The sequence below is a fragment of the Methylomonas albis genome, from assembly GCF_014850955.1.
GTDB classification, from domain to species: domain Bacteria; phylum Pseudomonadota; class Gammaproteobacteria; order Methylococcales; family Methylomonadaceae; genus Methylomonas; species Methylomonas albis.
Genome location: NZ_JACXSS010000001.1, coordinates 3,535,335 through 3,558,909, shown reverse-complemented (window position 1 = coordinate 3,558,909; position 23,575 = coordinate 3,535,335). Strand labels below are relative to the sequence as shown.

General features: G+C 52.2%; 20 protein-coding genes. 18 read left to right on the top strand and 2 right to left on the bottom strand.

Annotated elements, in window-relative coordinates:
- Positions 1-30: 30 nt before the first annotated feature.
- The 15 genes from EBA_RS16270 (at position 31) to EBA_RS16200 (ending at position 17,815) form a co-directional block, all read left to right on the top strand.
- Positions 31-7,419 (top strand): RHS repeat-associated core domain-containing protein, encoded by a 7,389-nt coding sequence (locus EBA_RS16270; RefSeq protein ID WP_225616339.1) that lies wholly within the window; start codon positions 31-33, stop codon positions 7,417-7,419.
- A 10-nt stretch (positions 7,420-7,429) separates the two neighbouring features.
- Positions 7,430-7,879, top strand: a complete 450-nt coding sequence (locus EBA_RS16265; protein WP_192375683.1) for a hypothetical protein — start codon at positions 7,430-7,432, stop codon at positions 7,877-7,879.
- 133 nt (positions 7,880-8,012) lie between these two features.
- Complete coding sequence (locus EBA_RS16260) at positions 8,013-10,613, top strand: RHS repeat-associated core domain-containing protein (protein WP_225616338.1); 2,601 nt, start codon at positions 8,013-8,015, stop codon at positions 10,611-10,613.
- A complete protein-coding gene (locus EBA_RS24950) occupies positions 10,607-10,846 on the top strand; it encodes a NucA/NucB deoxyribonuclease domain-containing protein (protein ID WP_192377320.1) in 240 nt (79 codons plus the stop codon). Before EBA_RS16260 ends, EBA_RS24950 begins: the two co-directional genes overlap by 7 nt.
- Positions 10,846-11,319 (top strand): competence protein ComJ, encoded by a 474-nt coding sequence (gene comJ / locus EBA_RS16250; RefSeq protein WP_192375682.1) that lies wholly within the window; start codon positions 10,846-10,848, stop codon positions 11,317-11,319. Before EBA_RS24950 ends, comJ begins: the two co-directional genes overlap by 1 nt.
- Positions 11,320-11,372: 53 nt before the next feature.
- A complete protein-coding gene (locus EBA_RS16245) occupies positions 11,373-11,792 on the top strand; it encodes a hypothetical protein (RefSeq protein WP_192375681.1) in 420 nt (139 codons plus the stop codon).
- Between the two features lie 84 nt (positions 11,793-11,876).
- Positions 11,877-12,407, top strand: a complete 531-nt coding sequence (gene xrtM / locus EBA_RS16240) for an exosortase family protein XrtM (RefSeq protein WP_192375680.1) — start codon at positions 11,877-11,879, stop codon at positions 12,405-12,407.
- Positions 12,394-13,005 carry a hypothetical protein gene (locus EBA_RS16235; protein ID WP_192375679.1) on the top strand — a complete coding sequence of 204 codons (612 nt, stop codon included), beginning with the start codon at positions 12,394-12,396 and terminating at the stop codon, positions 13,003-13,005. Before xrtM ends, EBA_RS16235 begins: the two co-directional genes overlap by 14 nt.
- A 328-nt stretch (positions 13,006-13,333) precedes the next feature.
- Positions 13,334-13,642, top strand: coding sequence for a DNA topoisomerase family protein (locus EBA_RS24945; RefSeq protein WP_192375678.1), 309 nt, complete (start codon positions 13,334-13,336; stop codon positions 13,640-13,642).
- A 260-nt stretch (positions 13,643-13,902) separates the two neighbouring features.
- Entirely contained in the window at positions 13,903-14,394 is a 492-nt protein-coding gene (locus EBA_RS16225; protein ID WP_192375677.1) for an STY4534 family ICE replication protein, read from the top strand.
- Between the two features lie 703 nt (positions 14,395-15,097).
- The gene (locus EBA_RS16220; protein WP_192375676.1) at positions 15,098-15,550 is read left to right on the top strand and encodes a hypothetical protein; all 453 of its coding nucleotides are present in this window, start codon (positions 15,098-15,100) and stop codon (positions 15,548-15,550) included.
- Positions 15,551-15,708: 158 nt separating this feature from the next.
- Entirely contained in the window at positions 15,709-16,182 is a 474-nt protein-coding gene (locus tag EBA_RS16215; RefSeq protein ID WP_192375675.1) for a JAB domain-containing protein, read from the top strand.
- Positions 16,183-16,277: 95 nt separating this feature from the next.
- Complete coding sequence (locus tag EBA_RS16210; RefSeq protein ID WP_192375674.1) at positions 16,278-17,096, top strand: DUF932 domain-containing protein; 819 nt, start codon at positions 16,278-16,280, stop codon at positions 17,094-17,096.
- A gap of 83 nt (positions 17,097-17,179) precedes the next feature.
- On the top strand, positions 17,180-17,602 hold the full coding sequence (locus EBA_RS16205) for a DUF6876 family protein (protein WP_192375673.1): 423 nt from the start codon (positions 17,180-17,182) through the stop codon (positions 17,600-17,602).
- A 24-nt stretch (positions 17,603-17,626) separates the two neighbouring features.
- Positions 17,627-17,815, top strand: coding sequence for a DUF7706 family protein (locus EBA_RS16200; RefSeq protein ID WP_192375672.1), 189 nt, complete (start codon positions 17,627-17,629; stop codon positions 17,813-17,815).
- 107 nt (positions 17,816-17,922) lie between these two features.
- Here EBA_RS16200 and EBA_RS16195 read toward each other — a convergent pair whose 3' ends face one another.
- Entirely contained in the window at positions 17,923-18,957 is a 1,035-nt protein-coding gene (locus EBA_RS16195; RefSeq protein WP_324615360.1) for a Y-family DNA polymerase, read from the bottom strand.
- A gap of 496 nt (positions 18,958-19,453) precedes the next feature.
- Between EBA_RS16195 and EBA_RS16190 the strand changes: the two genes are divergently transcribed.
- The gene (locus tag EBA_RS16190; protein ID WP_192375671.1) at positions 19,454-20,098 is read left to right on the top strand and encodes a hypothetical protein; all 645 of its coding nucleotides are present in this window, start codon (positions 19,454-19,456) and stop codon (positions 20,096-20,098) included.
- Positions 20,099-20,299: 201 nt separating this feature from the next.
- On the opposite strand, the gene EBA_RS16185 is transcribed toward EBA_RS16190, so the two are convergent.
- Positions 20,300-21,387, bottom strand: a protein-coding gene (locus tag EBA_RS16185; protein ID WP_192375670.1) for an IS3 family transposase whose coding sequence is annotated in 2 segments (ribosomal slippage) — positions 20,300-21,126 and positions 21,126-21,387 — 1,089 coding nt in all. Because the reading frame shifts where the segments join, the coding sequence is not laid out codon by codon here.
- Between EBA_RS16185 and EBA_RS24740 the strand changes: the two genes are divergently transcribed.
- Both EBA_RS24740 and EBA_RS16170 read left to right on the top strand, forming a co-directional pair.
- The gene (locus EBA_RS24740; RefSeq protein WP_223146699.1) at positions 21,375-22,244 is read left to right on the top strand and encodes a YDG/SRA domain-containing protein; all 870 of its coding nucleotides are present in this window, start codon (positions 21,375-21,377) and stop codon (positions 22,242-22,244) included. The genes EBA_RS16185 and EBA_RS24740 overlap by 13 nt on opposite strands.
- A gap of 645 nt (positions 22,245-22,889) precedes the next feature.
- Positions 22,890-23,567: a hypothetical protein gene (locus EBA_RS16170; RefSeq protein ID WP_192375669.1), complete on the top strand. Its 678-nt coding sequence runs from the start codon at positions 22,890-22,892 to the stop codon at positions 23,565-23,567.
- Positions 23,568-23,575 lie beyond the last annotated feature (8 nt).

Genomic DNA, 23,575 nt, shown 5'->3' with positions numbered 1-23,575 from the left:
ATATCTAAAGGCTCTGCCAAGGATTCTTCCATGTCACCCGTTTCTCGTTTTCGCTTTCTACTGGCGTTGGTTATGCTGTGCCAGGGCCTACTCGCGACCTCAACTCCATACGCCGCGCCGCAAGACCCAACCGCTTTGCCGGAGGCTGTGGTGCAATCGCTGCTCAAGGTGCATCAACAGCCGGGCAACGCCCTAGCGCAGCAACTGCGAGAGCATCTGGACGAGGCCGCCGAACTGCTCGACGAGGCGGATAACGAAGACCAATTGCAGCAGGCCGGTCAAGCCAATCTGCTACCCTCCAAACAAGAACTTTTGGAAGGCAAACGCTCGGAAATCGCCGATTTACGCCAGGATGTGGAGGCGGAACTCGACCGGATGCGCGCGAAGCTGTCCGGCCTAAAACAGCTCGACAAAGTGGTTGCCTTCGAGCGTTACACCAAGCAGGTAGCGCAGCGCTTCGACCGCATCGATCGGTCACTATCGGGCTTTTCGTCTGCTCGCGAGGACGTTGCTCGCCATCGCGCTTTGGGCAACGCCAAGGCCGAGCTGCGTGCTTTGCACCGCCGTGGACAAACCACCGAGACCACGCCCGAAGCGATTCTCACACCCACTAACCGACTGGGCACCGAAGTAACGCCCACACCGATTGCACCCAGTAAAAAATTACCGCGCTATCTGAGCGCCGGGCCATTCAAACCCGATACGCCAACCTATGCTTTTCTGCTGGATATGTTGGGGACACCAGCTGAAGCAGCGGTGCCGACGACGCCCAACGAAGCGGCGGCCTGCGGTTACGCGCCGACCGATTTGGCCGCGACGGAAGACGTGGTTATTTCCCAGGAAATCCGAGACCTTGCCGCGAAACTGAATTACTCGCCGGTCAAACTATATCAGTACGTTCATAACACTATCGGCTTCGAACCTTATTTCGGATCGATGAAAGGCTCACTCGGCACCTTGTATAGTAATGCCGGCGGCGCCACCGACCAAGCGTCACTGCTGATCGCACTGCTGCGCGCGTCCAACATACCGGCGCGTTACGTTTTGGGCGACATTCAAGTGAACGACGCCACGAACCTAGCTGCTAACGGTCGAGGCCCACGATGGATCGGCGCAAAAACCTATCAGGCGGCCGCATCCATATTGGCTACCAATCAAAACCCCGGCGCCGGCTCCTATGCGAACGGCATCCAATTACGCCACGTCTGGGTGGAAGCCTGTTTGCCTTACGGCAATTACCGGGGCGCATCTGCCGATAACACCGGCTATCGCTGGATTCCGCTAGACCCCAGTTTCAAGGACAAAACCTATCAACCGGGCATCGCGGGTGTTCAGCAAAACATTGCTTTCGACTACAGCGCCGCCGGTTATCTGGCTAGTCGTACCAATACCCTACCGCACGAACGCTACGCCGCCCAGGTCGAGACTTACATCAAAGGCCTGAACGCGGACAACACCTTGTTGGACGTACCTTATTTGGGCGAACAAACCGACAGAACCTATGACATTTTGCCGATCACATTACCATATGAAGTGGTGCAATACGGCAGTTGGGCCGGTACCAGTTCATCCGAAACCGCTAGCCTACCGAATAGCCACCGCTATCGACTATCCATTAAAGTCAGAAACAGCAGCGGCGCCGATCTGCTTGCTGAACAAATCCTGTCGCTGCCGTCCATCGTTCATCAACGTTTGACGCTATCATATGTACCGGATGCCGCTTCGCAAACGCTCTGGAACAACTGGAACGGCGACCTGGCCAGCCCGCCTGCCTTGGTGACTCTCCATCCGGTTATCAAAGTCAACGGCGTAATCCAAACAACGGGTACCGGTTCCATCGCCTTGGGAACGGAGCATCGGTTGATCATGAAGGTCACCCTGGATGACACCACGCGTAGCCCATCCTGTCCCAATGATGACCCTGCCAACAGCGCGCCCGATTCCGATCAGCATTGCTTCAACAAAACCGTCTACACCAATTTGAAAGCCGGCGCCCATCACGCCCTGATGGCCTACGCCCGGCAAGGTTCGGATCGTCTGCTGGCGGAACGATCCGACCGATTGATCCAATCGGTGCAAGCCGCCCCCACGGCACCGACACCCGCCAATGCCGCCAATTACGACGAAACGGAAGGCGAACTGCTGCATATCGCCTTGCTGAAATACCTGCGCTATGTCACCGACGCCGGACAGTACTTGGGAGAACTCAATGGCGTCAGCGGCGAAAGCGGCAACCACCTGGGGCTGACCGCTGCCGGGCTCAAAGTCGATTATCTGTTCGACCTACCCTATGCGGTACATCCGAGTGGGCCTTACATTGATGTCAAAGGCAATCTCGCACATCTGGTCAAACTCGATACGACCGCGCCGACATTGGCGGAAACCTGGCCGACATTCAAGCTGTTTGCTTACAGCGCTTCGGCCTATGAGCACTACATTTGGCAGGAGCTGATTCGTACCGACGCGGTGTCCACGGTACGTGGTTTGCAGTTTGCAGGCGAATCGGGCGGCGCCAATCCGTTGGTCACACTGACCTCGGCCAATATCGGCAACTGGTCGACGTTGATGGATGCCAGCATGGATCCATTTAAGGCCAATATTACGACCTACGTTAACGATGGTGCCACGGTGACCGTGCCCAAAAAGTCCATCGCCTACACGGACGGACAAGCAAGTAATAACCTGCAACCATGGAACGGCGGGGTTTTCATGGCTGAAAACCAGACCAAGAGCTATATCTCCGCGATGATCAACAAGCTGGGTGGCGGCTGGGCACTGATCAACCCCACCCCAGTCGCCACCAGCTTTCCGCGCGATAGCTTCCTGCCCAGCAACTTCTTCAGCAACTTCCCGATCAACTCTACCACGCTGTCCAATGGCTTAAACTGGCTGCAAAGCTGGGGTGGCGATCCGGTCAATCTGGCTACCGGCAATTTGTATCATTCAGAACGCGATATTTCGGTGCCGGGCCGGGGCTTGCCGCTGGTCTTCGAGCGTAACTACAACAGCCGCAATCCCCTGGATGGCCCCTTGGGTTTTGGCTGGACCCACAGCTTTAATCACAAACTGAACTTTTACGGCGTTGACGGCGGTTTCGTGAAAGTCGGCTGGCTGGACGGCAGCGGCGCGGAGCGTTTCTTTAAGCTGGCCGGCAGCAGCGTGCCGGTTAACAGCGCCTTCCAGGCCGCACCGGGCGTGTATACCGCGCTGAAACGCGAAGCCGACGGCAGCTGGAGCGTCACCGAGAAGAACGGTCTGCGCTACGGCTTTGAGAGCAATACCGGCGTCACCGCCGGGCAAGCGGCCCGCCTGCTGACTATCCAGGATCGCAACCTCAACACCCTGAGCCTGGCTTACAACACCGGTTGCGGCAACCTGCTGTGTACGGTAACCGACGGCCCTGGCCGGAAACTGGCATTTCATTACACCGCTAATCGCCTCGACCAAGTGCAAGTACTCGCCATCGGCGGCACGGTGTTGGCCACCCATCAATACGGTTACGACGGCAATGGCAACCTCACCACTTACAAAAGTCCGCTGGCGGTCGCCAGTCAGCATGCGCCGGTCACCTATGCCTATTACAGCAGCGCCGACGGCCAAAACCTGAACCATGCCCTGAAACGCACCACGGCGCCGCAAGGCGAAGGCATGCAGTTTTCGTACTACGTCGATGGCCGGGTGTTCCGCCACCAACGGCATAATAACGGCACGCTGTTGCCCGAGACCACCACCTTTCGTTACCAAGACTTCCGCCGCGAAACCGTCACCGTCGACGAGCGCGGCTTCGAACGTCGACATACGTTCGATGCCAACGGCAACCCGCTACGCATCGTCGATGAAGCCGGCGCCGCGCACGCTTACAGCTACGACCCGAATAACCCCTTCAATCGCCTCAGCGAGTCCGACCCGGCTGGCTTGAATGTGCAATACCAGTATGATGCTGCCGGCAACGTCACCCGCATCACCCAGCCCTCCGGCGCTACTACTGAATACTACGATTTCACCACCTTCAACGCTCCGCAGCGCATCAAGGACGCCAAGGGCAACTGGACGCTGCTCAAATACGACGCCAAGGGCAACCTGACCGACAGCGTCCGCTTGAAAGCCGGCATCGCGCCGACCGCCGGTACCACCCCGGCGCTGACCAACATCGCCGCCTGGACTAAACTGAATGTCGACGCCGCCACCGGTCAACCCACCCAAACCAAGACGCTACGCGACTTCACCGGCGCCACGCTGGGCAACTTCGCCGGCGGCACGGGACCGACCGTGACCACCACCTATGACGCCAACACCCTGTATCCGACCCAGATCGCCCGGCTGGGCGACAAAACCGGCGACGGCCTGATCAATGCCTCCGACCCGACCGACACCGCCAGCCTGCAATTCGACAACCTGGGCAGGCAGACGCTAGGCATCGACGCCGACTGGCAGACGGTCAGTAGCAGTTACGACGCCGATAACCTGCCGCTGACCGGTACCGACGCCGCCGGCCACTCGCGTGACTATTTTTACGACGGCGACGGTCGTTTGAAGGGCCAGGAATTAGTCTTGAACCAAAACAACCAGACCCGGCTGTGGGACAGCGCCTATCGCCGCTATGATACCGTTGGTCGCTTGCAACAAACCTTGGATGCCGGCGGCCACCTCGCCCAATACCAATACGACGCGACCGGCAACCTCACCCAAATCACCGACCCGGACAACTACACGCTGGGCTTCGATTACGATGCCGTCAACCGCTGGACCAAAGCCTACGACAAAGCCGGGCATCACGTCGACCGCAAACTGGATGCCGCCGGTCGGGTTAAAGCCGTCACCGACCCCAACGGCAATAGCACGCTTTACAGCTATTGGAACGCCGCGCAAGACGGCCGCCTGAAAAGCGTCACCCAGCCCAAGATCGCCAGCTATACTCTGGGGCAAATCCGCCAGTTTGACTACGATGCGCTGGGCCAGGTCGTCAAAACCACCGACACCCCGGCAGCGGGTGCCACCGAAGCCACCCGCGATACCCTGAAACATTACGACGCGCTGGGCAGGTTAATCCGCGTCGCTGGACCCGCTTATGTCGACCAAAATCCCGGCAGCGCAACTTTCAATCAAACCATCCGGCCGCTGACCCGCTACATCTACGACAACCTCGGCAATCTGAAGGAAATCAAAGCCGGCCAGACCACTGCTGACGGCGGCACCGCCATCGACGCCAACACCGGCGCGAGCAGCAGCGACACCGTCGCCACCCAGGTCAGTTACAGCTACGACGACTTTGGCCGCAAACTCAGCGAAACCGACGCCCTGGGCCAGGTCACCAGCTTCAGCTACGACCTGAACAACAACGTCAAGACTGTGCAAACGCCAGGCGCCAACGGCCACACCCTGACGTACGTCTGGGACTACGGCCATCAACTACTCAGCGTCACCGCCGAAGACGGTAGAAAGATCGACTATACCCGCAACCCGTTAGGGCAAACCACCCGCGCCGAAACCTGGAGCCCGACGCCAGGCAGCCAGCTCCAGGTGGCCTACGACTATGCGTATGACGCCGCCCACCGTCTGCAACAGGTCACCGACAGCCGAGGCCAAAAAACCCTCGACTACGCCTGGAGCCCCGGCGGCCAGCTGGACAGCCTACAAGACAACGACGGACGCGGCAGCTACTACCTGTATGACGAAGTGGGCCGGCTCATCAGCCTGTGGGCGCCTAACTTCGACCATTACACCTTCGATTACGACAACGGCGGTAGGCTGATCGAAGCCCGTTATCCCAACGGCATCGATCAAACCCTGACCTGGAACAGCGATAACAGCCTCAGCCAGGTCGCCCATAAGAACGCCGCCACCGTCATCCAACAAAGCCAATACAGCTACGACGGCCTGGGCAGACGGAAAACCAACCAGGAAGCCCTCAGCGGCCAAGCCACCCTCGGCTACACCTACAGCTACGACGCTCTCGACAGGTTGACGCAAGTCCAAAACGGCACCGCCGCGCAAACTCAAAGCTTCAGCCACGACGTTTACGGCAACCGGGTGCAAAAGCAACTCGGCGTCCCGGCCACCAGCACCACCGCCTACAAACACGATGCGGCTAATCAGCTGACCGAAGTACGGCAAACCAACCTCAGCGATACCCTGCTGGAAGCCTACCTGTATGACGCAGCTGGCCAGCAAACCAAAAAATGCAGCGGCACAACAGTCACCAGAACCAGCGACACAGTCTGCGCGGGCAGCACTCAGAACCAAACCGGCTACGACAGCTTCAACCGCCTCAATCAACTCCAGGTCAACGCCGTCACCATCGGCAGCTTCAAATACGACGACCAAGGCCGAAGAACCCAAAAAACCGAAGGCGCTATCACCACCAACTACCTGTACGACGGCCAAAATCTCTACACCGAGTATCCTGGCACCGGCTGGACCACCGCCAACGCCGTTTACGTACAAGCGGGCACCGACTATCCGCTAGCAAGACTCACCGGCCAGACCAACCTGCCCAGCGCCACGGCCCAGTACTACCACCAAGACGGCCTGGGCTCCGTGCTGGCGACCACCAACGCCGCCAAAGCCGTCACCGCCACGCAACGCTTCGACGCTTACGGCAGCAAAATCGCCAGCTCAGGCACAGTGCCGCAGTACGGTTACACCGGAAGAGAACCCGATGCCAGCGGGCTGATCTACTACCGGGCAAGGTATTACGATCCGAACCAGACAAGGTTTACCCAGCGCGACCCCTTAGGCTATTTCGATGGGCTCAACCGCTATAGCTATGTGCATAACAATCCGGTTAACTACAATGATCCGAGTGGCTCCATCGCAGCCAAGGTCACGACCTGGACGCAAAACCAAGACCAGAGTTACTATAGTTTTAATAGCAGTAATTCAAGTATCTTTAGTGCCCAGCCGACAAGCACATATAACTCATCCGGCAGCATTTTTACCGGCCAAAGTTATCAGGTGGCCGATGCGTCAGGAACAGTACCTATAGGCGGTTCGGAAGTTTCCTGCGGCCAAAGGCTTTGCAGCCAAATTGGCGGAATGCCAACACCTGCGGAACTTTTTGGGTTAGGTACCAATGTTGGCTCCACGATGATCGCTCCCGAGGTGAAGCTCGGCGGGGTGATTGCGGGCGGGGTAATTAAAGGTATTGTTAAGGCCGGAATGTTGGGTGAGCGTGGAGTTCAAACGGCAAGTAAAACGCTTTGGAAGGGCGAAGGTAGAGCAAGAATTGATGTGGAAAATCCCAATCCTGGTCAACGTCCAGGACAACTTCATTATCAAGATAATGCCGGTAATAAGTATCTGTATGACCCAACGACAAATTCTTTCCCTAACGCCCCTAAATCGGTAAACAAATTGTTGGATGATCCTAAATTTCAGCAGGCAATCGAAAAGGGTATGACAAAATATCTCGGGGAATAATATGATTCTAATGAACAAAAAAATGGCAAATGAAATATGTCTAATCGATTGGAACCAAAAAAAATTGCCTTCCATATTATCTGAAATTGTTTTAACAGGTTTTCGTAAAGAAAATGATTGTTTCTTTTTAGATGCTTTGACCAAAGGAAAAACAAATGTGACTTACAGCGATTTCCCGGATAAGACAGGTTATGAGTGTTTTATTAATTCCATTCATGTTGATGATTTTATTGGCTCAAATTATCTTGCGTACGCATGTTTATTTGTGGAGGCTTGTTTTGATATATGGAGAAGGAGTGGTTTTCAAGAAAAGCTTCAAGCAATTATTTCTAGTGACGAATTTGGTTCTTTAGTCAAGCTTCATATTGTTCGTAAAGGCGAAGCTTGGGTTAGTGATGAGCTTGATAAATATGAAGAAAGTATTCTTGTTGCAGATTCAACAGTACTGACCTTGCATTAATATTCCAATGTCTCGTAATGTCATGAGGTGCGCCGATAACGTGCGCCCATAGGATGTAGCCGACGCCAGGAGGCGCATCTATCGCACCGCTCTTTAACAATTTATCATCGGCTCCGCCGGGTGCTCCAGCGACTTGGACGCCGGCGGCCACGTCAGTCAATACCAATACGATGCCGCCGGCAACCTCACCCAAATCACCGACCCGGACAACTACACGCTGGGTTTTGATTACGACGCCGTCAACCGCTGGACCAAAGCCTACGACAAAGCCGGGCACAACGTCAGCCGCAAACTGGACGCGGCGGGCCGGGTCAAATCCGTCACCGACCCCAACGGCAATAGCACCGTCTACAGCTACTGGAATGCCACGCAAGACGGCCGCCTGAAAAGCGTCACCCAGCCCAAGATCGCCAGCTATACTCTGGGGCAAATCCGCCAGTTTGACTACGATGCGCTGGGCCAGGTCGTCAAAACCACCGACACCCCGGCAGCGGGTGCCACCGAAGCCACCCGCGATACCCTGAAACATTACGACGCGCTGGGCAGGTTAATCCGCGTCGCTGGACCCGCTTATGTCGACCAAAATCCCGGCAGCGCAACTTTCAATCAAACCATCCGGCCGCTGACCCGCTACATCTACGACAACCTCGGCAATCTGAAGGAAATCAAAGCCGGCCAGACCACTGCTGACGGCGGCACCGCCATCGACGCCAACACCGGCGCGAGCAGCAGCGACACCGTCGCCACCCAGGTCAGTTACAGCTACGACGACTTTGGCCGCAAACTCAGCGAAACCGACGCCCTGGGCCAGGTCACCAGCTTCAGCTACGACCTGAACAACAACGTCAAGACTGTGCAAACGCCAGGCGCCAACGGCCACACCCTGACGTACGTCTGGGACTACGGCCATCAACTACTCAGCGTCACCGCCGAAGACGGTAGAAAGATCGACTATACCCGCAACCCGTTAGGGCAAACCACCCGCGCCGAAACCTGGAGCCCGACGCCAGGCAGCCAGCTCCAGGTGGCCTACGACTATGCGTATGACGCCGCCCACCGTCTGCAACAGGTCACCGACAGCCGAGGCCAAAAAACCCTCGACTACGCCTGGAGCCCCGGCGGCCAGCTGGACAGCCTACAAGACAACGACGGACGCGGCAGCTACTACCTGTATGACGAAGTGGGCCGGCTCATCAGCCTGTGGGCGCCTAACTTCGACCATTACACCTTCGATTACGACAACGGCGGTAGGCTGATCGAAGCCCGTTATCCCAACGGCATCGATCAAACCCTGACCTGGAACAGCGATAACAGCCTCAGCCAGGTCGCCCATAAGAACGCCGCCACCGTCATCCAACAAAGCCAATACAGCTACGACGGCCTGGGCAGACGGAAAACCAACCAGGAAGCCCTCAGCGGCCAAGCCACCCTCGGCTACACCTACAGCTACGACGCTCTCGACAGGTTGACGCAAGTCCAAAACGGCACCGCCGCGCAAACTCAAAGCTTCAGCCACGACGTTTACGGCAACCGGGTGCAAAAGCAACTCGGCGTCCCGGCCACCAGCACCACCGCCTACAAACACAACGCCGCCCAGCAACTGACCGAAGTACGGCAAACCAACCTCAGCGGCAGCTTGCTGGAAGCCTACCTGTACGATCAAAACGGCCAGCAAACCAAGAAATGCAGCGGCGGAACGGTCACCCGAGCCAGCGACACCGCTTGCACCGGCACCACCCAAAACCAATCCCAATACGATAGCTTCAATCGACTCAATCAATTACAAGTCAACGCGGTCACCACCGGCAGCTTCAAATACGACGACCAAGGCCGCCGTATCCAGAAAACCGAAGGCGCTACCACCACCAACTACCATTACGATGACCAAAATATACACGCCGAATACCCCAACACCGGCTGGACGACAGCAAGTGCCGTCTATGTGCAAGCCGGCCAAGACCACCCGCTGGCAAGGCTGACCGGCAACGTCAACCTACCGACAGCGACGGCCCAGTACTACCACCAGGATGGCCTGGACTCCGTCCTCGCCACCACCAACGCTACCAAGGTCGTCACCGCCACGCAAAGGTTCGACGCTTACGGCAGCAAGATCGGAGGTACCGGCACCGTTCCGCAATACGGCTACACCGGACGGGAGCCGGATGTCAGCGGGCTGATCTACTACCGGGCCCGGTATTACGATCCGAATCAGACTAGGTTTACCCAACGTGATCCGTTGGGGTATGCGGATGGGATCAATCGCTATGCTTACGTTGGCAATAATCCGGTTAACTTCAATGATCCGAATGGTTTGTTTGCGAATAAGGTTTCCAACGCTTGGACTGCTGGAGCGAGTTACTACAACACTGCCAGCAATATTGCCAGCCAGATTGGTTGGGGCTGTGCAGGACAATTTGGACTGGATATATTAGCGTCCTCCGAAGTGCCAGTTGTCTCGCAAGCCGCCGGACTGGGTGCGGCCAGTATTTACGCCTATCAGGGTGATGCCTTCGGCACCTCCACCTCTCTAGCCGGCATGTTTCCGGTGGCCGGCATCATCGGCGATGCCGCCAGGATAGGACGCTGGGCTGATAAAGGGGTTGATTTGGCTAGGCAGGCTGATAATATTCCTGTACAAAACATAGCGAAGGAAATACCTATTTCTCGTGCGAAATATGGTGAAGCAGCGGACCATATTGCCGATGCGCAGAACGCTGGTCATCCCGTATTCTAACTATTGCTCGTGATGCAGCATCTACTAACAGGGATGCATCAATCGGCGGAATACCCAAAGTCACCGGCAAACAATTAGATGAGTATCCTCCGGCGATGTTTAAAGAGGGAGGAGCTGGCGCAAGTGTAAGACCAATTAATCCAAGGGACAATATGGCAGCAGGGGCATGTATTGGGAATGCTTGTCGTGGGCTCGCAAATGGAGATAAAGTTAGAATTAAGGTAACCGACTAATGTCCAAATTAGGATTAAACATTTATTTGTCATATTCCCAGCTATGTATATTTGCAAGCTCGCTAGCTCAACCATTCAATGACTGGAGTGAGCGAAACTATTCGCAGGGTTTTTCATGGAGACCCGGCAGCGTCTCGTTCCGCGGGTTGTTTGCTGATGGTGATCATAAAGTTAATTTATTTATCAACGAGCCAATTCAGAAGCTTGGCTCTGAATGTATTAGAGCATTTAGGGTGCCATTTGAAAGTTTTGATGGAAAAATTGAGATCGGAAGTATTTCAGACTTGTCTCCGCTAGAAATTCCAGCTGGGAAATATTCATTGCAAGTCGAGTTTCTTAATGATGCCGAAGGCGGTGCACCAGAAATTAATATTCGTTTCAATGAGGGGGAGACAGATTTCGAGATTATCAGGGCAGACGACGATATAGAGCTTTCAAACGAATTTGATTTAATTGCCCGTCCTGCTACGTAATTTACCATAGCTTCGAGGTGGGTTGACTGCGGGCTTAAATTAAGGATAGATTCATGACAGCAGCTTCCCGGCTTGATGCCGCATTTCCTCAATTTTCTTTGGCTTTTAAGCAAGCATCTTTATCAATGCAACGCGAGGCTGTAGCAAATGCATGCGCCATTGCAGTTTCGCGTACAAATTTAGAAGTTGATGAAATTGGAAATGCCTTGCAGTGTATTCGTGAAGATAGATTGCCTGATGAGGCTTTAATAAATAGGCTCAGTTTATTGGTTTCTAATCTTGACGATTTATACTTTCAAATAGATGAAGCGGGTGATAGCAAAGCAATTAATATTTTTTCTAAAGCAAGGGCTGCTTCCGCATTGCTTTTTGCTTTATCCGACAAGTCGCCGCAGCTCAATGAATCGATATATGAGGTATTAGCTGCTGTTGATGACCCAGCAGAAATTACAGATTCAATTAAGTTTGGTTGAGTAACCCTTAACAGGTTGGTGAAAAACTATAAAAATAGGATTAAAGCGATAACGCGCGCCCAGGATGCAAGGATTTCTTTGTAAGTGAGTAACAACACGAATTTTACCGGCAAAAGTCGTGAATGGCTTACTTTCACGCTATTCGTAGGCTGCTACGTGCTTTTTGACTACGCTTACTTTAAGATTCCGGTCGACCTGTTTTCAAATGTCATCTATTACCATGGTGTAGTCACGGTCTGCGCGGATGTGCTTAACTGGCTGGCTCCGCTGGAACATGTTTTTGCCAAGCAAAATCATCTGCTTTCCGCCAAAGCCAACCTGGAGATCGTGCGCGGCTGCGACGGTGCCGGGGTGTTATTTTTGGTGGTGTCCGCCGTTTTGGTTTTTCCATCCGGATTAAAGCGGAAGGTGCTGGGTCTGCTACTGGGCACCGGCTTGATCTATGGCCTAAATCTCTTGCGCATTTGCGTGCTGTATTTCGTCATCGCTTACCAACCCAGTTGGTTTCAGCTAATTCATACCTATGTGGCACCGACACTGATGGTTATTTTTGGGTGTTTCTATTTTGCCTGGTGGGCATTTGGCTCGACAAATAGACTCCATGAGCCGGCGTGAGCTGTTTGTTCTGACTCTGAAAGGCTTGCTAGCCTGGCTGGTGTTGTCCGGCTTGGTTTTGTATTTTGGGGAGTGGCTGGCAAAAGGGTTGTTCCCGTTGCTAAAGGCGGTCATGATCTGGATGTCTCCCGATCTATCGTCCAGCTTAAACTTGCTGAAATCAGTGCAATCTCAATTGGATTACTCGATTGAGTTGTCGGCCTGGGTGCTTAGGCCTGTTTACTTGAACGCCAATCATTTCATTCCGCCTGGCACCGAGTTGAAATCATCCGCCCATTTGCTGCATAGCTTTGTGCCGCTGGTGATTGAAGGATCGATTCTGCTGGTATGGCCGGTACAGCATTGGCGACAACGCTTTCTATTGATCGGATTGGGTTTGCTGACGGCGGTTCTGGTCGTCATGGCGACTTTGCCGGCACAGCTATTAGGCAAACTGGAAATATCGTTTCAAGACATCGCCGAGTCAGGCAGTAGCCCCCGCGCTATACCGTGGTTTGTAGACTGGATGGTGTTTTGCGAACTGGGCGGTCGCTGGCTTTTGGGGATTGTCGCCGCTTGGCTGTGTATTGTGTTACAGCGAGCCATACTTCGGGTTTGATCAACGAACGTCCGCTTTCTAAGAAATTGAACTTGATCGAAAGGATTCACAGAAAAATTTGACTGGCCGGTTTGGGTCGGTTGGACTCAGTCAGGTCTGACCGCTTCCAGGAATCGGGATTTCGTTGGCCGCTTTCCAGCAAGCAGTCTGAATACATACTTATCCCGGTGACCCTAAGGAAAGTTTGCGGTTACCGTTCGCGACTGACGCAATCATATCAAAATAGCTGCCTGGTTTTTGATCCGAATACCCTTCGCATAAAACCGATTAAAGATGGCTCAGAGTTTTGGCTGTTCATTCCAGCCAAAATTAGTACAGTTTCCCAACCATGAGTTGTAAGCCGACTGAGTTTGATTGCCCAAGTTGTAAAATCCGTTTAGTTCGACGCAAGAATCGCTACGGCTATTTTTGGGGATGTTCCAATTATCCGGAATGCCAGATGATTTTGCCGGATGAGGAAAGTAAACCCGGAAAACAGCGGTCAACGGCGAAATCTACTGGTGAAACCTGTCCTGAATGCGGTGAAGGCGAGCGGGTAGAGCGCACCATACGTAAAGGGCGGCGACGTGGGCAAACATTTATCGGTTGTAGCCGTTTTCCGGCCTGCACGTATACCGAGTATGTCGGACATCAGTGAGACAAAGACCGGTTCGTCAACGGATTTTGATAAAGCTTAGACCGAATGAAGCAGGGCACTCGTTTTTAAGCGTGATCACTGCGTTATCAGTGAGACCTTTTGCTACCGCGCATCTGCAAAACCGGTAGCCGATTCCTGCGGGAGTCGTGCAGATGTGATTCAACCATGGAAACATGGGCCAACCCTCCGGGAAATCGGTTTCCCAGTGGGAGGCACGACGTTTTTCCGGTTTTTGTCATTTTATCAACGGGAGAACGACCATGACTACAACCCCACAAACCAAATACTTCGACTTGCATATTCACGGCATCGGTTATGTCAATCGTATCCGGGAAGTGAACGTCAAACGCGGCGAAAACTTTTGGGCCTGCGATATCTCCGCCTTACACGGCGCCGAGGACGATGTGCAATATACCCGCTTCGATTGCCGGGTAAGCGGTTCGGAAGCCCAAAAACTTATCAAACGTATGCACAAAGCTTGTCAGGAAGAGAAAAAAATCCTGATCGGCTTCAAGTTGGGCGATCTGTATGCGGATACGTTTACTTACGAATCCGGTGTTAAACAGGGCGAAACCGGCGTTAGCCTGAAAGCCAGATTGTTATTCATTCATTGGATCAAAGTCGACGGTGTCAGTGTATACACTGCGCCGCCCAAAACTGAAGCGGACAACGATGTGCAGTCCGAAACCCAGCCGCTTGCCGATCCTAGTCCAACGGGATCTAACGATAGGGCACAGGCAGCCGTCCATTAAGTGCTAGGCACAGAACATCCAATGTTCTGTGCCTGCTTGATCCTATAACCAGGCGTCAGCCGTTTTCGCAGAAGGTCTTGTGATTGCTCAGCAGGGCAGGGCTTTCCGGGAAAACGCTAACTTTTAGCGTTGCCAACCGACGACACCGGCTGCCATCGCCGGCGATTGATGGAACCTTTTGTGCGGTAGACCGTGCATATTGAATATGACTTGAGATCACTCGCAAACCGGGTCAAGCAGCAATGAGGTCAGTTTAAACAACGGGAAACCGATCTCTTGGTGATGAGTGGTGGGTCTTTTTGAGACCTAAGCAAAGCATGATGGGCCGTCAAGCTGCTGTCCGTCATGGGAGTTTACCGAGTTTCACGACAAACAACGGTGTACAGGCCGGCAGTGCAGGGTGTGTACACCCGGTTTTTTCAGAATATCTGCCCCGATTCCGGCAGAGGTATTGTGAAAAACCGGTATCCGCTGATCGCTTGGGATCAACCGATATTGTTTCCGGAAACTTGAAGAAATAGCGTTTTTAACCGTGCTCACTGCGTTTCAGCGAGACCTTTAGCGACTGCGCGTCTGCGCTTCCAGTCGCCGATTCCTGCGGGAATTGCAGCAGACAATATTTTTTAACCCAGTCGGGGATCGATTTTCCCGGCGGCACGCAGTGGAAAGCATTCTTCGGCATTGTAATGTGGCGGAGAAGCTTATGAATACACCTCATGTACCGAAAGGTGAACCTTGCTTGGTTTGGGATACTGGCGAAATCGCTCAACAGCAATCCCAAGTGTTGCTCGAGACCGGCGAGGCTGACAATGCTGATCAAGCATTTGCATTAGCCTGTGAAGATGGCGATCTTTTTAGCTTTGCGTGGGAGGCGTTAACGGAACGGCTCTCGGAGATTCTACGTACCCTTAACCCTGCAGGCTATTGGCATGCCGAAGTGAGATGTTTTGGATGGCGCAGCCTCAGTGGGACTAAGGATTTTATTGCCGATGACGGCGGCCGGTTTTTGGATAATCTTCTGCCCAACACCGAGTGCACCTTCAAGGTGTTCGTGACTGATGATCATACGATTCGCCTGCAAAATTTTCACCACGATGCGCCAACCGGCAACGAGTGGTACACCGTCAAAGCGGTTGAGCCTTGGCCAAAAGATTAGTCGTCAAATCTGGCCGTCGCGAATGACGGATCTTTTCAACTGAGTGGCTTGATCCCGTCAAAACGGATGGAGCCGATTTTCATAACCCAACCGGGGAAACACATTCCCCGCGTTGCAGTGGGTGTGTTTCTTCGGTTTTATTTAACAGGAGAACGCCCATGTTATTCATTCAAGAAACCGATGGTGATTACCGTCAAGCCACCGAAGCCGATGTGCTGGATGCGGCCACCAAGCTATTCAATGGCTATTTTGCCAAAGGCACCGCCATTACCGAACCGGCCAAGGCAGCGGATTATCTGAAATTACAATTGGCACAGTACGAGCATGAAGTGTTTGTCTGCGTATTTTTAAACAGCCAACATCAAGTGTTAGCCCTCGACGAACTGTTCAGAGGCACGCTGGATGGCGCCAGTGTCTATCCGCGGGAAGTGATCAAAGCGGTATTACAGCACAATGCGGCCGCCATGATCGTGGCGCACAACCACCCGTCGGGAATATCCGAACCCAGTCAGGCGGATCGGACGATTACCGACAAATTGAAACAAGTGTTGGGGTTGATCGATGTCAAATTGCTCGACCACTTCATCATTGGTGAATCGGTTTATTCCTTTGCCGAAAACGGCTTGTTGTAACCGGTTTTAAGCCTGTCACAGCTTATTTTTTTTAACCCACCTGGGCATACCGTCCCAGTGGGGCGGTATCTCCCAGGTTTAACTGGGGAACTACCATGTTAGCTTCACGTTTTTCGACGGGTCAGATGATCCGTTCCCATTTACCGTTGACCGATGCGCAATTACGCGACGTGGTGCCATCGATTTACGCTGACGATGCGCATGCCTCGCGCTCTGATCGTTATACCCACATTCCGACTAGCGTGGTGTTAAACGCACTAAAGAAGGAAGGCTTCCAGCCGTTTATGGCGGTCCAGGCTCGAGTGCGAGACGATACTCGACATGGTTTTGCCAAACACATGATTCGGATGCGCCACGCCAGTCAAATAGAAATGCAGGATGCCGTTAACGAAATTATCTTGTTGAATTCGCATGACGGCTCGAGTTCATATCAAATGCTGGCCGGCAGTTTCCGGTTCGTGTGCCAAAACGGCATGGTCTGCGGCGATCAATACAACGACATCAGAGTCCGCCACTGCGGCAATGTGGTGGACAACGTCATCGAGGGGGCTTATGAAGTCCTCGATAACTTTGAGCTCATTACGGCCTCCAAAGCCGACATGTCGGCCTTGCAACTAAGCGAGGCCGAGCAATTGGCCTTTGCCAAAGCGGCATTGCCGTTACGTTTTAACGAAACGGATGCGCAACCGGCCGAGCAAACGGTGCTGCGGCGCAGGCGATCGGGCGATGACCGAAACGATCTATGGACGACCTTCAATGTAGTTCAGGAAAATTTGATCAAAGGCGGGCTTCCGCGCGTTAACCGCCAGGGCCGAGTCTCCAGAACTCGCCAGATCAACGGCATCGATGGCGACGTCCGTTTGAACAGGGCGCTTTGGACCTTGGCGGAAGCCATGAAAGCGCTGAAAGCCTAACTTAATCAACCCAGCCGGGGAACGCAGTTCTCCGGTTACGGGGATTTGTGTTTTCCGGTGCCTCGAATTACTTGGAGAATACCATGCAACAAATCAACCCGGAAACGACCAATCCACCGCGTCTTGATTCAACGGAACTACGAACGGCATTAAGTCAATTCACCGGTACCGAACTGTGGTATCGGCATTCTTTGAACAAACGAATGTTGTATACCGATGGCATCCGGTATTTCGCCAAAAACGGCGGCGAAATAGGTGCGTATTGGCTGCTCGATAAAACAGCGCTGGAAATTTGCCCGCTATTGGATCGCACAAATCAGGCTTTCGATGTGGTTTCGGTGATAGTAAACCTCGACCATAGCGCTGACATCATCGTGACGGACGGCAATGAAGAGCCGCTGTTAAGGCTCGATATTAACTTTACCGACCTGCAAAACGGCGAATGGCGGTTTTATCTGATCGAAGATGGCGATCATCGCGTGATGTTATTGCCTAGCGAATATTAGCGTCATTGTATGGAAGAAGACTCTATGAACACATTGACTCTCGAGCTTGAGCTCACCGAACAAGAAGCCTTGGCCTTAGCCCAATTCGTTAAACGCATTGGCTGGCAGGAAATTCGGATCAATGCCGTTGACGATGACGAAGCCTATCGCATGCGGGATGCCATTGCGCATGTTCGATCCGCTTTGTCCCGGCAAGGTTTCTCGCCCCGCTAATACCAAGCCCCGTAAGGGGCTTTTTTGTTGGCGGAACTAATCGCTTAAACAGGAACCATGATGAGCCGTCCGCTATTTACCGAACAATCAGCCGCGCACTTTTCGATTTATCGACAGTAAACCGCAACCAACTCCCGCCAGTCGGTGGTATAGCGCTGGGACAGACGTTCTGTCTTGGGTTTCCAGCTTTGGTCGATCCGTGTGCTGGCAATAGCAATCCCTTTCGGAAATCGGCGATTGATTTGGTCCAGGGTCTGCATCAATTCGGGGCTTTCTTGGGATTCTGCGTTGGCGAATAACTCGAATTGCTCCGGCGTAGTATGCGGTTGGATGTGGCTCAGTTGCACGCCGCATTTTTGATAGCTGTAGCCGGGGCGGCAAATCGCTTTCAGCAACTGTTGCACGATGCCGGTGATGACGCGGCTGTCCTGGCTGGGATTTTGGAGCTTTTGACTGGCTGCGCGTTGGTATTGCGGTTCGTATTCGGCAAACGGATTCGTACGAATGAATACCGTCACACAACCGGTCAGCGAGTGTTGTTGCCGGAGTTTTTCAGTAGCGCGACAGGCGAATTCCGCCATTGCCGGACTGAGTTCCAGCAGCGTAGTCAGCTTTCGGCTGAAACTACGCGAACAAACGATTTGCTGCTTGTCCGGTGGTATGGTTTCCAAGTGATGACAGCCGATGCCATTGAGTTCCATAACGGTTCGGGCTATGACGACGCTGAAACGTTGCTGCATTTTTTGCGGCGATTGCCGGGCTAAATCCCAAACCGTGTGAATCCCCAGTTGATTAAGTTGATTGGATAGCTGGCGGCCGATGCCCCAGATTTCATCGACTGGCACGATCTTCATCAGCTTTTCGCGCCGGATGGGATCGGACAGATTCAGTACGCCGCCGGTTTGCTTCCACTTTTTTGCCGCAAAGTTGGCGAGTTTAGCTAACGTCTTTGTCGGTCCCATGCCGACGCAGACCGGAATACCGACATAACTCTGAACGGTTTGTTTGATCTGCTTGCCGTAAGCCATCGGGTCTTGGATGCAGGGGTAAAGATCGGTGAAATCCAGAAAGGCTTCGTCGATGGAATACACTTCTACCGTGGGTGAAAAAGTTTCCAAAATCGACATCACCCGTGCCGACATGTCGGCATTTATGTGGAATTAAAATGCAAGCTATTTTTGAAAACAAACAGTTATCATTATGACGAACGGCAAAATTGGTTAAAATTTTAATAAAACCGACTTTTCAACAGAATCGGCCAAAACCGGCCGGTGATGATGTCGGCGAAATTTTTGATCCCTATCTGCAACGAATGGCGGCTTTTTGGCAAGCAACCTTGAGTCGTCTTCGGCTCGAGCCAGCCAATTCCGGACAGTTAGATTTGCATTGGGTTCGCGGCAATTGTATGCAACCCCGTCCTTCAGCACAGCAAGACCAATGATTACAACTTGACCACCGAATTTCGCGGAATTTCGAGATGTCCCGCTATTCCGGGAAGGGATCATCGAGCGTAAAAAGGCGATTCTGGACAACTTGCAGAGGATGTTTAGGAGGTTGGCTTTACCAAAGCCAACTAGAATTAACGCTGGAGGTGGGCACCGGTATCGTGCCTGTTTGTGTAAAACTTCGGATATAGCAATGCCTTTAAATGAAGACAAACTGTATGACATTGAAGAAGATTCCGCTATGAGTGATTTCATGGATGAGATATCCGATCAAGCTATTAGTGAATTTAAGCAAGATCGCCTTCGATCTTATTATCTAGATAATTCAATGGTCATGCGTCCGGCGGTGGACGCTCTTCAAGAAGGTAAACGACTTCTTGAAGATGAATATCCGTCCGCAGCACTTGTTTTTTTTGGCACATCTATTGAACTATTACTTAAAGCTACAGTTTTGCAACCGGTGGTTAAAGGTTTAGTACATAGTGATGTCTTTGCAGAAATTATTATGCAGCACACGCTTGGTCAGACGGGTTTTGATCGATATGAAAAGCTTTTGGCTGTGATATTCAGGGAATTATCCGGTGTAGAGCTTTCTAGCGTTAAAAAAAACGATGTATCCGAATCCCTTTTATCAGAGTGCAAGAGTTTACAAAAAGTGAGGAATTCTATAATTCATAGAGGTGAACGCTGTAGTCAAGAAGCGGCTAAAAATGGTTTGGATGTCGCTGTGGCTGTATATAGCCAAATTGTTGTTCCAGTTTTGAGTTCCATCCAACTCACTGTAATTGAGAAAGGAGAAATTGTGCCAAAATCATCAAATCTTCCTTCGCCATTCTGAGCACGGACTGCGTAAATGGACCTAAATCACTGCTCCAAACGGATCAATTATGGCTAAACAGCAGATATTTTGACACATATCAGGAGTTTCAATCGGATCGAGCTATGAAAGCTATGCGGACCTAAATATCGCTGGACTTCATAGACAAACCCAAGCTGGAATGGTAATCCCCCCATTTTGAGCAGAGTCTAAAAGTAGAGGTTAAGCGGCGAGTGCCGACTTTTGTTTTGGAGTGATGCCGCCAATAGCCATGTTGGGCCGTTCATGATTGTAGATCCATAACCAGTGCTCCGCAAAATCTTGAACCTGCCCGATCGATTCAAATAGGTATTGGGCAAGCCATTCGTAACGCACCGTTCGGTTGTAACGTTCAACGTAGGCATTCTGTTGCGGGTTGCCCGGTTGGATATAGTTAATCTGGATACCCTGTTGCTCGGCCCAGGTTTTTAGAGTCTCGCTGATATATTCCGGTCCATTGTCACAGCGAATGGCGTCAGGCTTTCCCCGCCACTCGATGATGCGATCCAATGTGCGGGTGACCCGCACAGCCGGTAACGAGAAATCCACTTCAATGCCTAAACCTTCCCGATTAAAGTCATCAATGACGTTGAGCAAACGGAAAGCCCGCCCGTCAGCCAGTTGATCATGCATGAAATCCATCGTCCACACGGCATTGATGTGATCCGGGACCGTCAAGGGTTGCGGGGTTTCCCGTACCAAGCGCTTCTTGGGCTTGATGCGCAGGTTGAGTGCCAGGTCCCGGTAAATCCGATAGACCCGTTTGTGATTCCAACGAAAGCCTTTCACGTTGCGCAAATATAAAAAACATAATCCAAATCCCCAGGTACGGTGCGTGGCGGTCAGGCGTAGCAGCCAGTCGGCAATTTCGGCGTTTTCAGTCGAGCGCTTTGACCGATAGCGATAACCGCTCGGGCTGATGCCTAAAGCCGCACACACCAACAGAAGACTGGCCCGCTTGGCCTGAATCAGGGGTTGCGCCATCTCGCGGAGGCAAGATGGCGTTAGGCCTTTTTTTCCAGGGCTTCCTTGATGATTTCGGCCTTCAGCCGTTCTTCGGCATACATTTTCTTCAGCCGCCGGTTTTCGTCTTCCAACTCTTTTAGGCGAGCCATCAGGGACGCATCCATGCCGCCATATTTGGAGCGCCATTTGTAAAACGTGGCAGAGCTAACGCCGTGTTCACGACAGATCTCCGGTACGGGCGTGCCGGCTTCCGCTTGCTTCAATATCGCCAGAATCTGGCTGTCACTAAATCGTGAGGTCTTCATGTAAAACTTCCTTCGTCTGTTACGAGAAAATTCTACTTTTAAACGCTGCTTTTTTCAGGGGGGATTACCGAATCTCTGGATCTGAAAAAGAAGGTGCCGATTCCATTGTAGTTTCTGGCGGTTACGAAGACGATCGGGATTTTGGAAATGTAATTATTTATACGGGCCAGGGTGGCCGAGGTATTTCTGGAAAGCAAGAAAAAGATCAAACTATGAAGAGGGGAAATCTCGCCCTCGTTGTTAATGAAATGGAAGGACTACCCGTCCGTGTCATACGAGGCGCTGACCCAAATAATTCATTTGCGCCTAAAAATGGCTACCGATATGACGGTCTATATAGGGTCGATAGTCATTGGTATGAAACCGGAAAAGCTGGCTTCAGAATTTGGCGGTATCGACTGCTTAAGATTGAAGATGAGAGCCCTTTACCACCAGCAAAATCGATTGCATCCGCTGTTACCGTTTTAGGGGGTGGCAATTTTGCGCCTGATCGAAAATCAATGACAGTTCAGCGTATCGTTCGAGACACAAAACAGGCCAAAGCTTTAAAAAGGCTATACGACTATACTTGTCAGGTTTGTAACATTCGAATTACTACTGCAACGGGGCCATACGCGGAAGCAGCGCATATTCGACCTCTCGGAAAACCTCACGAAGGCCCAGATACACCTGATAACATCATCTGCCTGTGCCCGAATCATCATGTGATGTTTGATCTTGGGGCCTTTTCTGTTGATGATAATTTCACCTTAATTGGAATTGATGGAACATTGACAGTTCGAAAAGGACACATAATCGATCTTGAGCATCTGGCGTATCATCGTAAGCATTACCTCAATCGAATACCGCCCGAGTAACTCCAATTAGCGATAGCGTAATCGACGGAATCTGGACTTCGAAATGTGCGCTTAAGCAAGCTAATAGCATATTCACTATGAATGGCGGCTTATCTTGCCTTTCCTACCCTCGCAAATTAAATCTTTTCTGGCCACAACGGGTCGGTTTGACATTGTGACGATCGTCCTCCTTCTGGTATCGGAATTCAATGACGGCTTTCCGGCGATGAATTCGAAGATCGGATGGTCGTATCACGACCCAAACCCGCCTATCGAGAGTCTCCAAAGCGGTCAGTCGGCCAAAGCCAGGCTCTGAACACTGGCGAACTACAAACCAGTCGTTGGCGAACTCAACCTATCGGCCATTAGGGGACGCTTACTTGAATCCATTCTCGGGCATATTAGTGTCCGCACTTGGAATCAAAGCGGCCAGTCAGAATAACTTTCAATACACACCGGCATGACCCTGGCAAATTGAGTTTGCTCAGGGCCTAATTAAACTAAGACTCATTTAATGCATTTGGCGAAACGCAAATCCTGATTGATGTCAGAAAATTTTACACTATTCAGGATTTATATTTCTAACTTGTTAATATAGAACATGGTTTTTTCAGGTGCAATTTTTGCTTGAGTTTTGGCAAAATTAGTATAAATGGAGAGTTTGGAATGTTGGATTTAATTTGTCCTAAAGTAAAGCGGAGAATGTTTTTTACTTCGTTAGCGTTTGTAAGCCTATTTAAGTTGCTCAGTGTAGACGCGCATGCCTCGACGACTGATGCACAAACCCCTATCGACGGCGGCGATGCGATTTTTGCAAACGCTTCTTCGGGCGCGATCATTGCCGACAACTTTAGCGTTGCCAGTGATTTTGATTTCGAAGCGCTGACCTGGTGGGGCAGTTATGACACTAGCGACACTGATGATTTCATTATCCATTTATACGGCGACGCGGGCGGTATTCCGGGCGCGAGTATCTACAGTTATAGCAGTACCAGTGTCAATGCCAGCACGACCTTGCTAACCGACATTAGTGGAGCGCCGGTTTACCGTTACGATTTCAACCTACCCAGCCCCGTATCTTTGACCGCCGGCAATTACTTCCTGTCTATAACCAACGAAACCACTCAATCCGGTTGGTATTGGCTGAACGGATCCGGCGGCGACAATCAACAATGGGCCTTGGCTTCCGACGGTATTACTTGGGCACCCGCCTCAGCTAGCGACCTGGCGTTTTCAGTGCAATACACAGAAACTGCCGTTGTTCCGGTTCCGCCGGCATTTTTGCTAATGATGTCGGGTCTATTGCTAGTAGGCAGAAACGCCCGCATCGTCAACATCGGCTAACGTCATTT

Excerpts from the sequence above, each read along its gene's own strand:
- EBA_RS16270 (WP_225616339.1), top strand. The coding sequence starts at position 31 with ATGTCACCCGTTTCTCGTTTTCGCTTTCTACTGGCGTTGGTTATGCTG.
- EBA_RS16265 (WP_192375683.1), top strand. The coding sequence starts at position 7,430 with ATGAACAAAAAAATGGCAAATGAAATATGTCTAATCGATTGGAACCAA.
- comJ (WP_192375682.1), top strand. The coding sequence starts at position 10,846 with ATGTCCAAATTAGGATTAAACATTTATTTGTCATATTCCCAGCTATGT.
- EBA_RS16245 (WP_192375681.1), top strand. The coding sequence starts at position 11,373 with ATGACAGCAGCTTCCCGGCTTGATGCCGCATTTCCTCAATTTTCTTTG.
- EBA_RS16235 (WP_192375679.1), top strand. The coding sequence starts at position 12,394 with ATGAGCCGGCGTGAGCTGTTTGTTCTGACTCTGAAAGGCTTGCTAGCC.
- EBA_RS24945 (WP_192375678.1), top strand. The coding sequence starts at position 13,334 with ATGAGTTGTAAGCCGACTGAGTTTGATTGCCCAAGTTGTAAAATCCGT.
- EBA_RS16225 (WP_192375677.1), top strand. The coding sequence starts at position 13,903 with ATGACTACAACCCCACAAACCAAATACTTCGACTTGCATATTCACGGC.
- EBA_RS16220 (WP_192375676.1), top strand. The coding sequence starts at position 15,098 with ATGAATACACCTCATGTACCGAAAGGTGAACCTTGCTTGGTTTGGGAT.
- EBA_RS16215 (WP_192375675.1), top strand. The coding sequence starts at position 15,709 with ATGTTATTCATTCAAGAAACCGATGGTGATTACCGTCAAGCCACCGAA.
- EBA_RS16210 (WP_192375674.1), top strand. The coding sequence starts at position 16,278 with ATGTTAGCTTCACGTTTTTCGACGGGTCAGATGATCCGTTCCCATTTA.
- EBA_RS16205 (WP_192375673.1), top strand. The coding sequence starts at position 17,180 with ATGCAACAAATCAACCCGGAAACGACCAATCCACCGCGTCTTGATTCA.
- EBA_RS16200 (WP_192375672.1), top strand. The coding sequence starts at position 17,627 with ATGAACACATTGACTCTCGAGCTTGAGCTCACCGAACAAGAAGCCTTG.
- EBA_RS16195 (WP_324615360.1), bottom strand. The coding sequence starts at position 18,957 with ATGTCGGCACGGGTGATGTCGATTTTGGAAACTTTTTCACCCACGGTA.
- EBA_RS16190 (WP_192375671.1), top strand. The coding sequence starts at position 19,454 with ATGCCTTTAAATGAAGACAAACTGTATGACATTGAAGAAGATTCCGCT.
- EBA_RS16170 (WP_192375669.1), top strand. The coding sequence starts at position 22,890 with ATGTTGGATTTAATTTGTCCTAAAGTAAAGCGGAGAATGTTTTTTACT.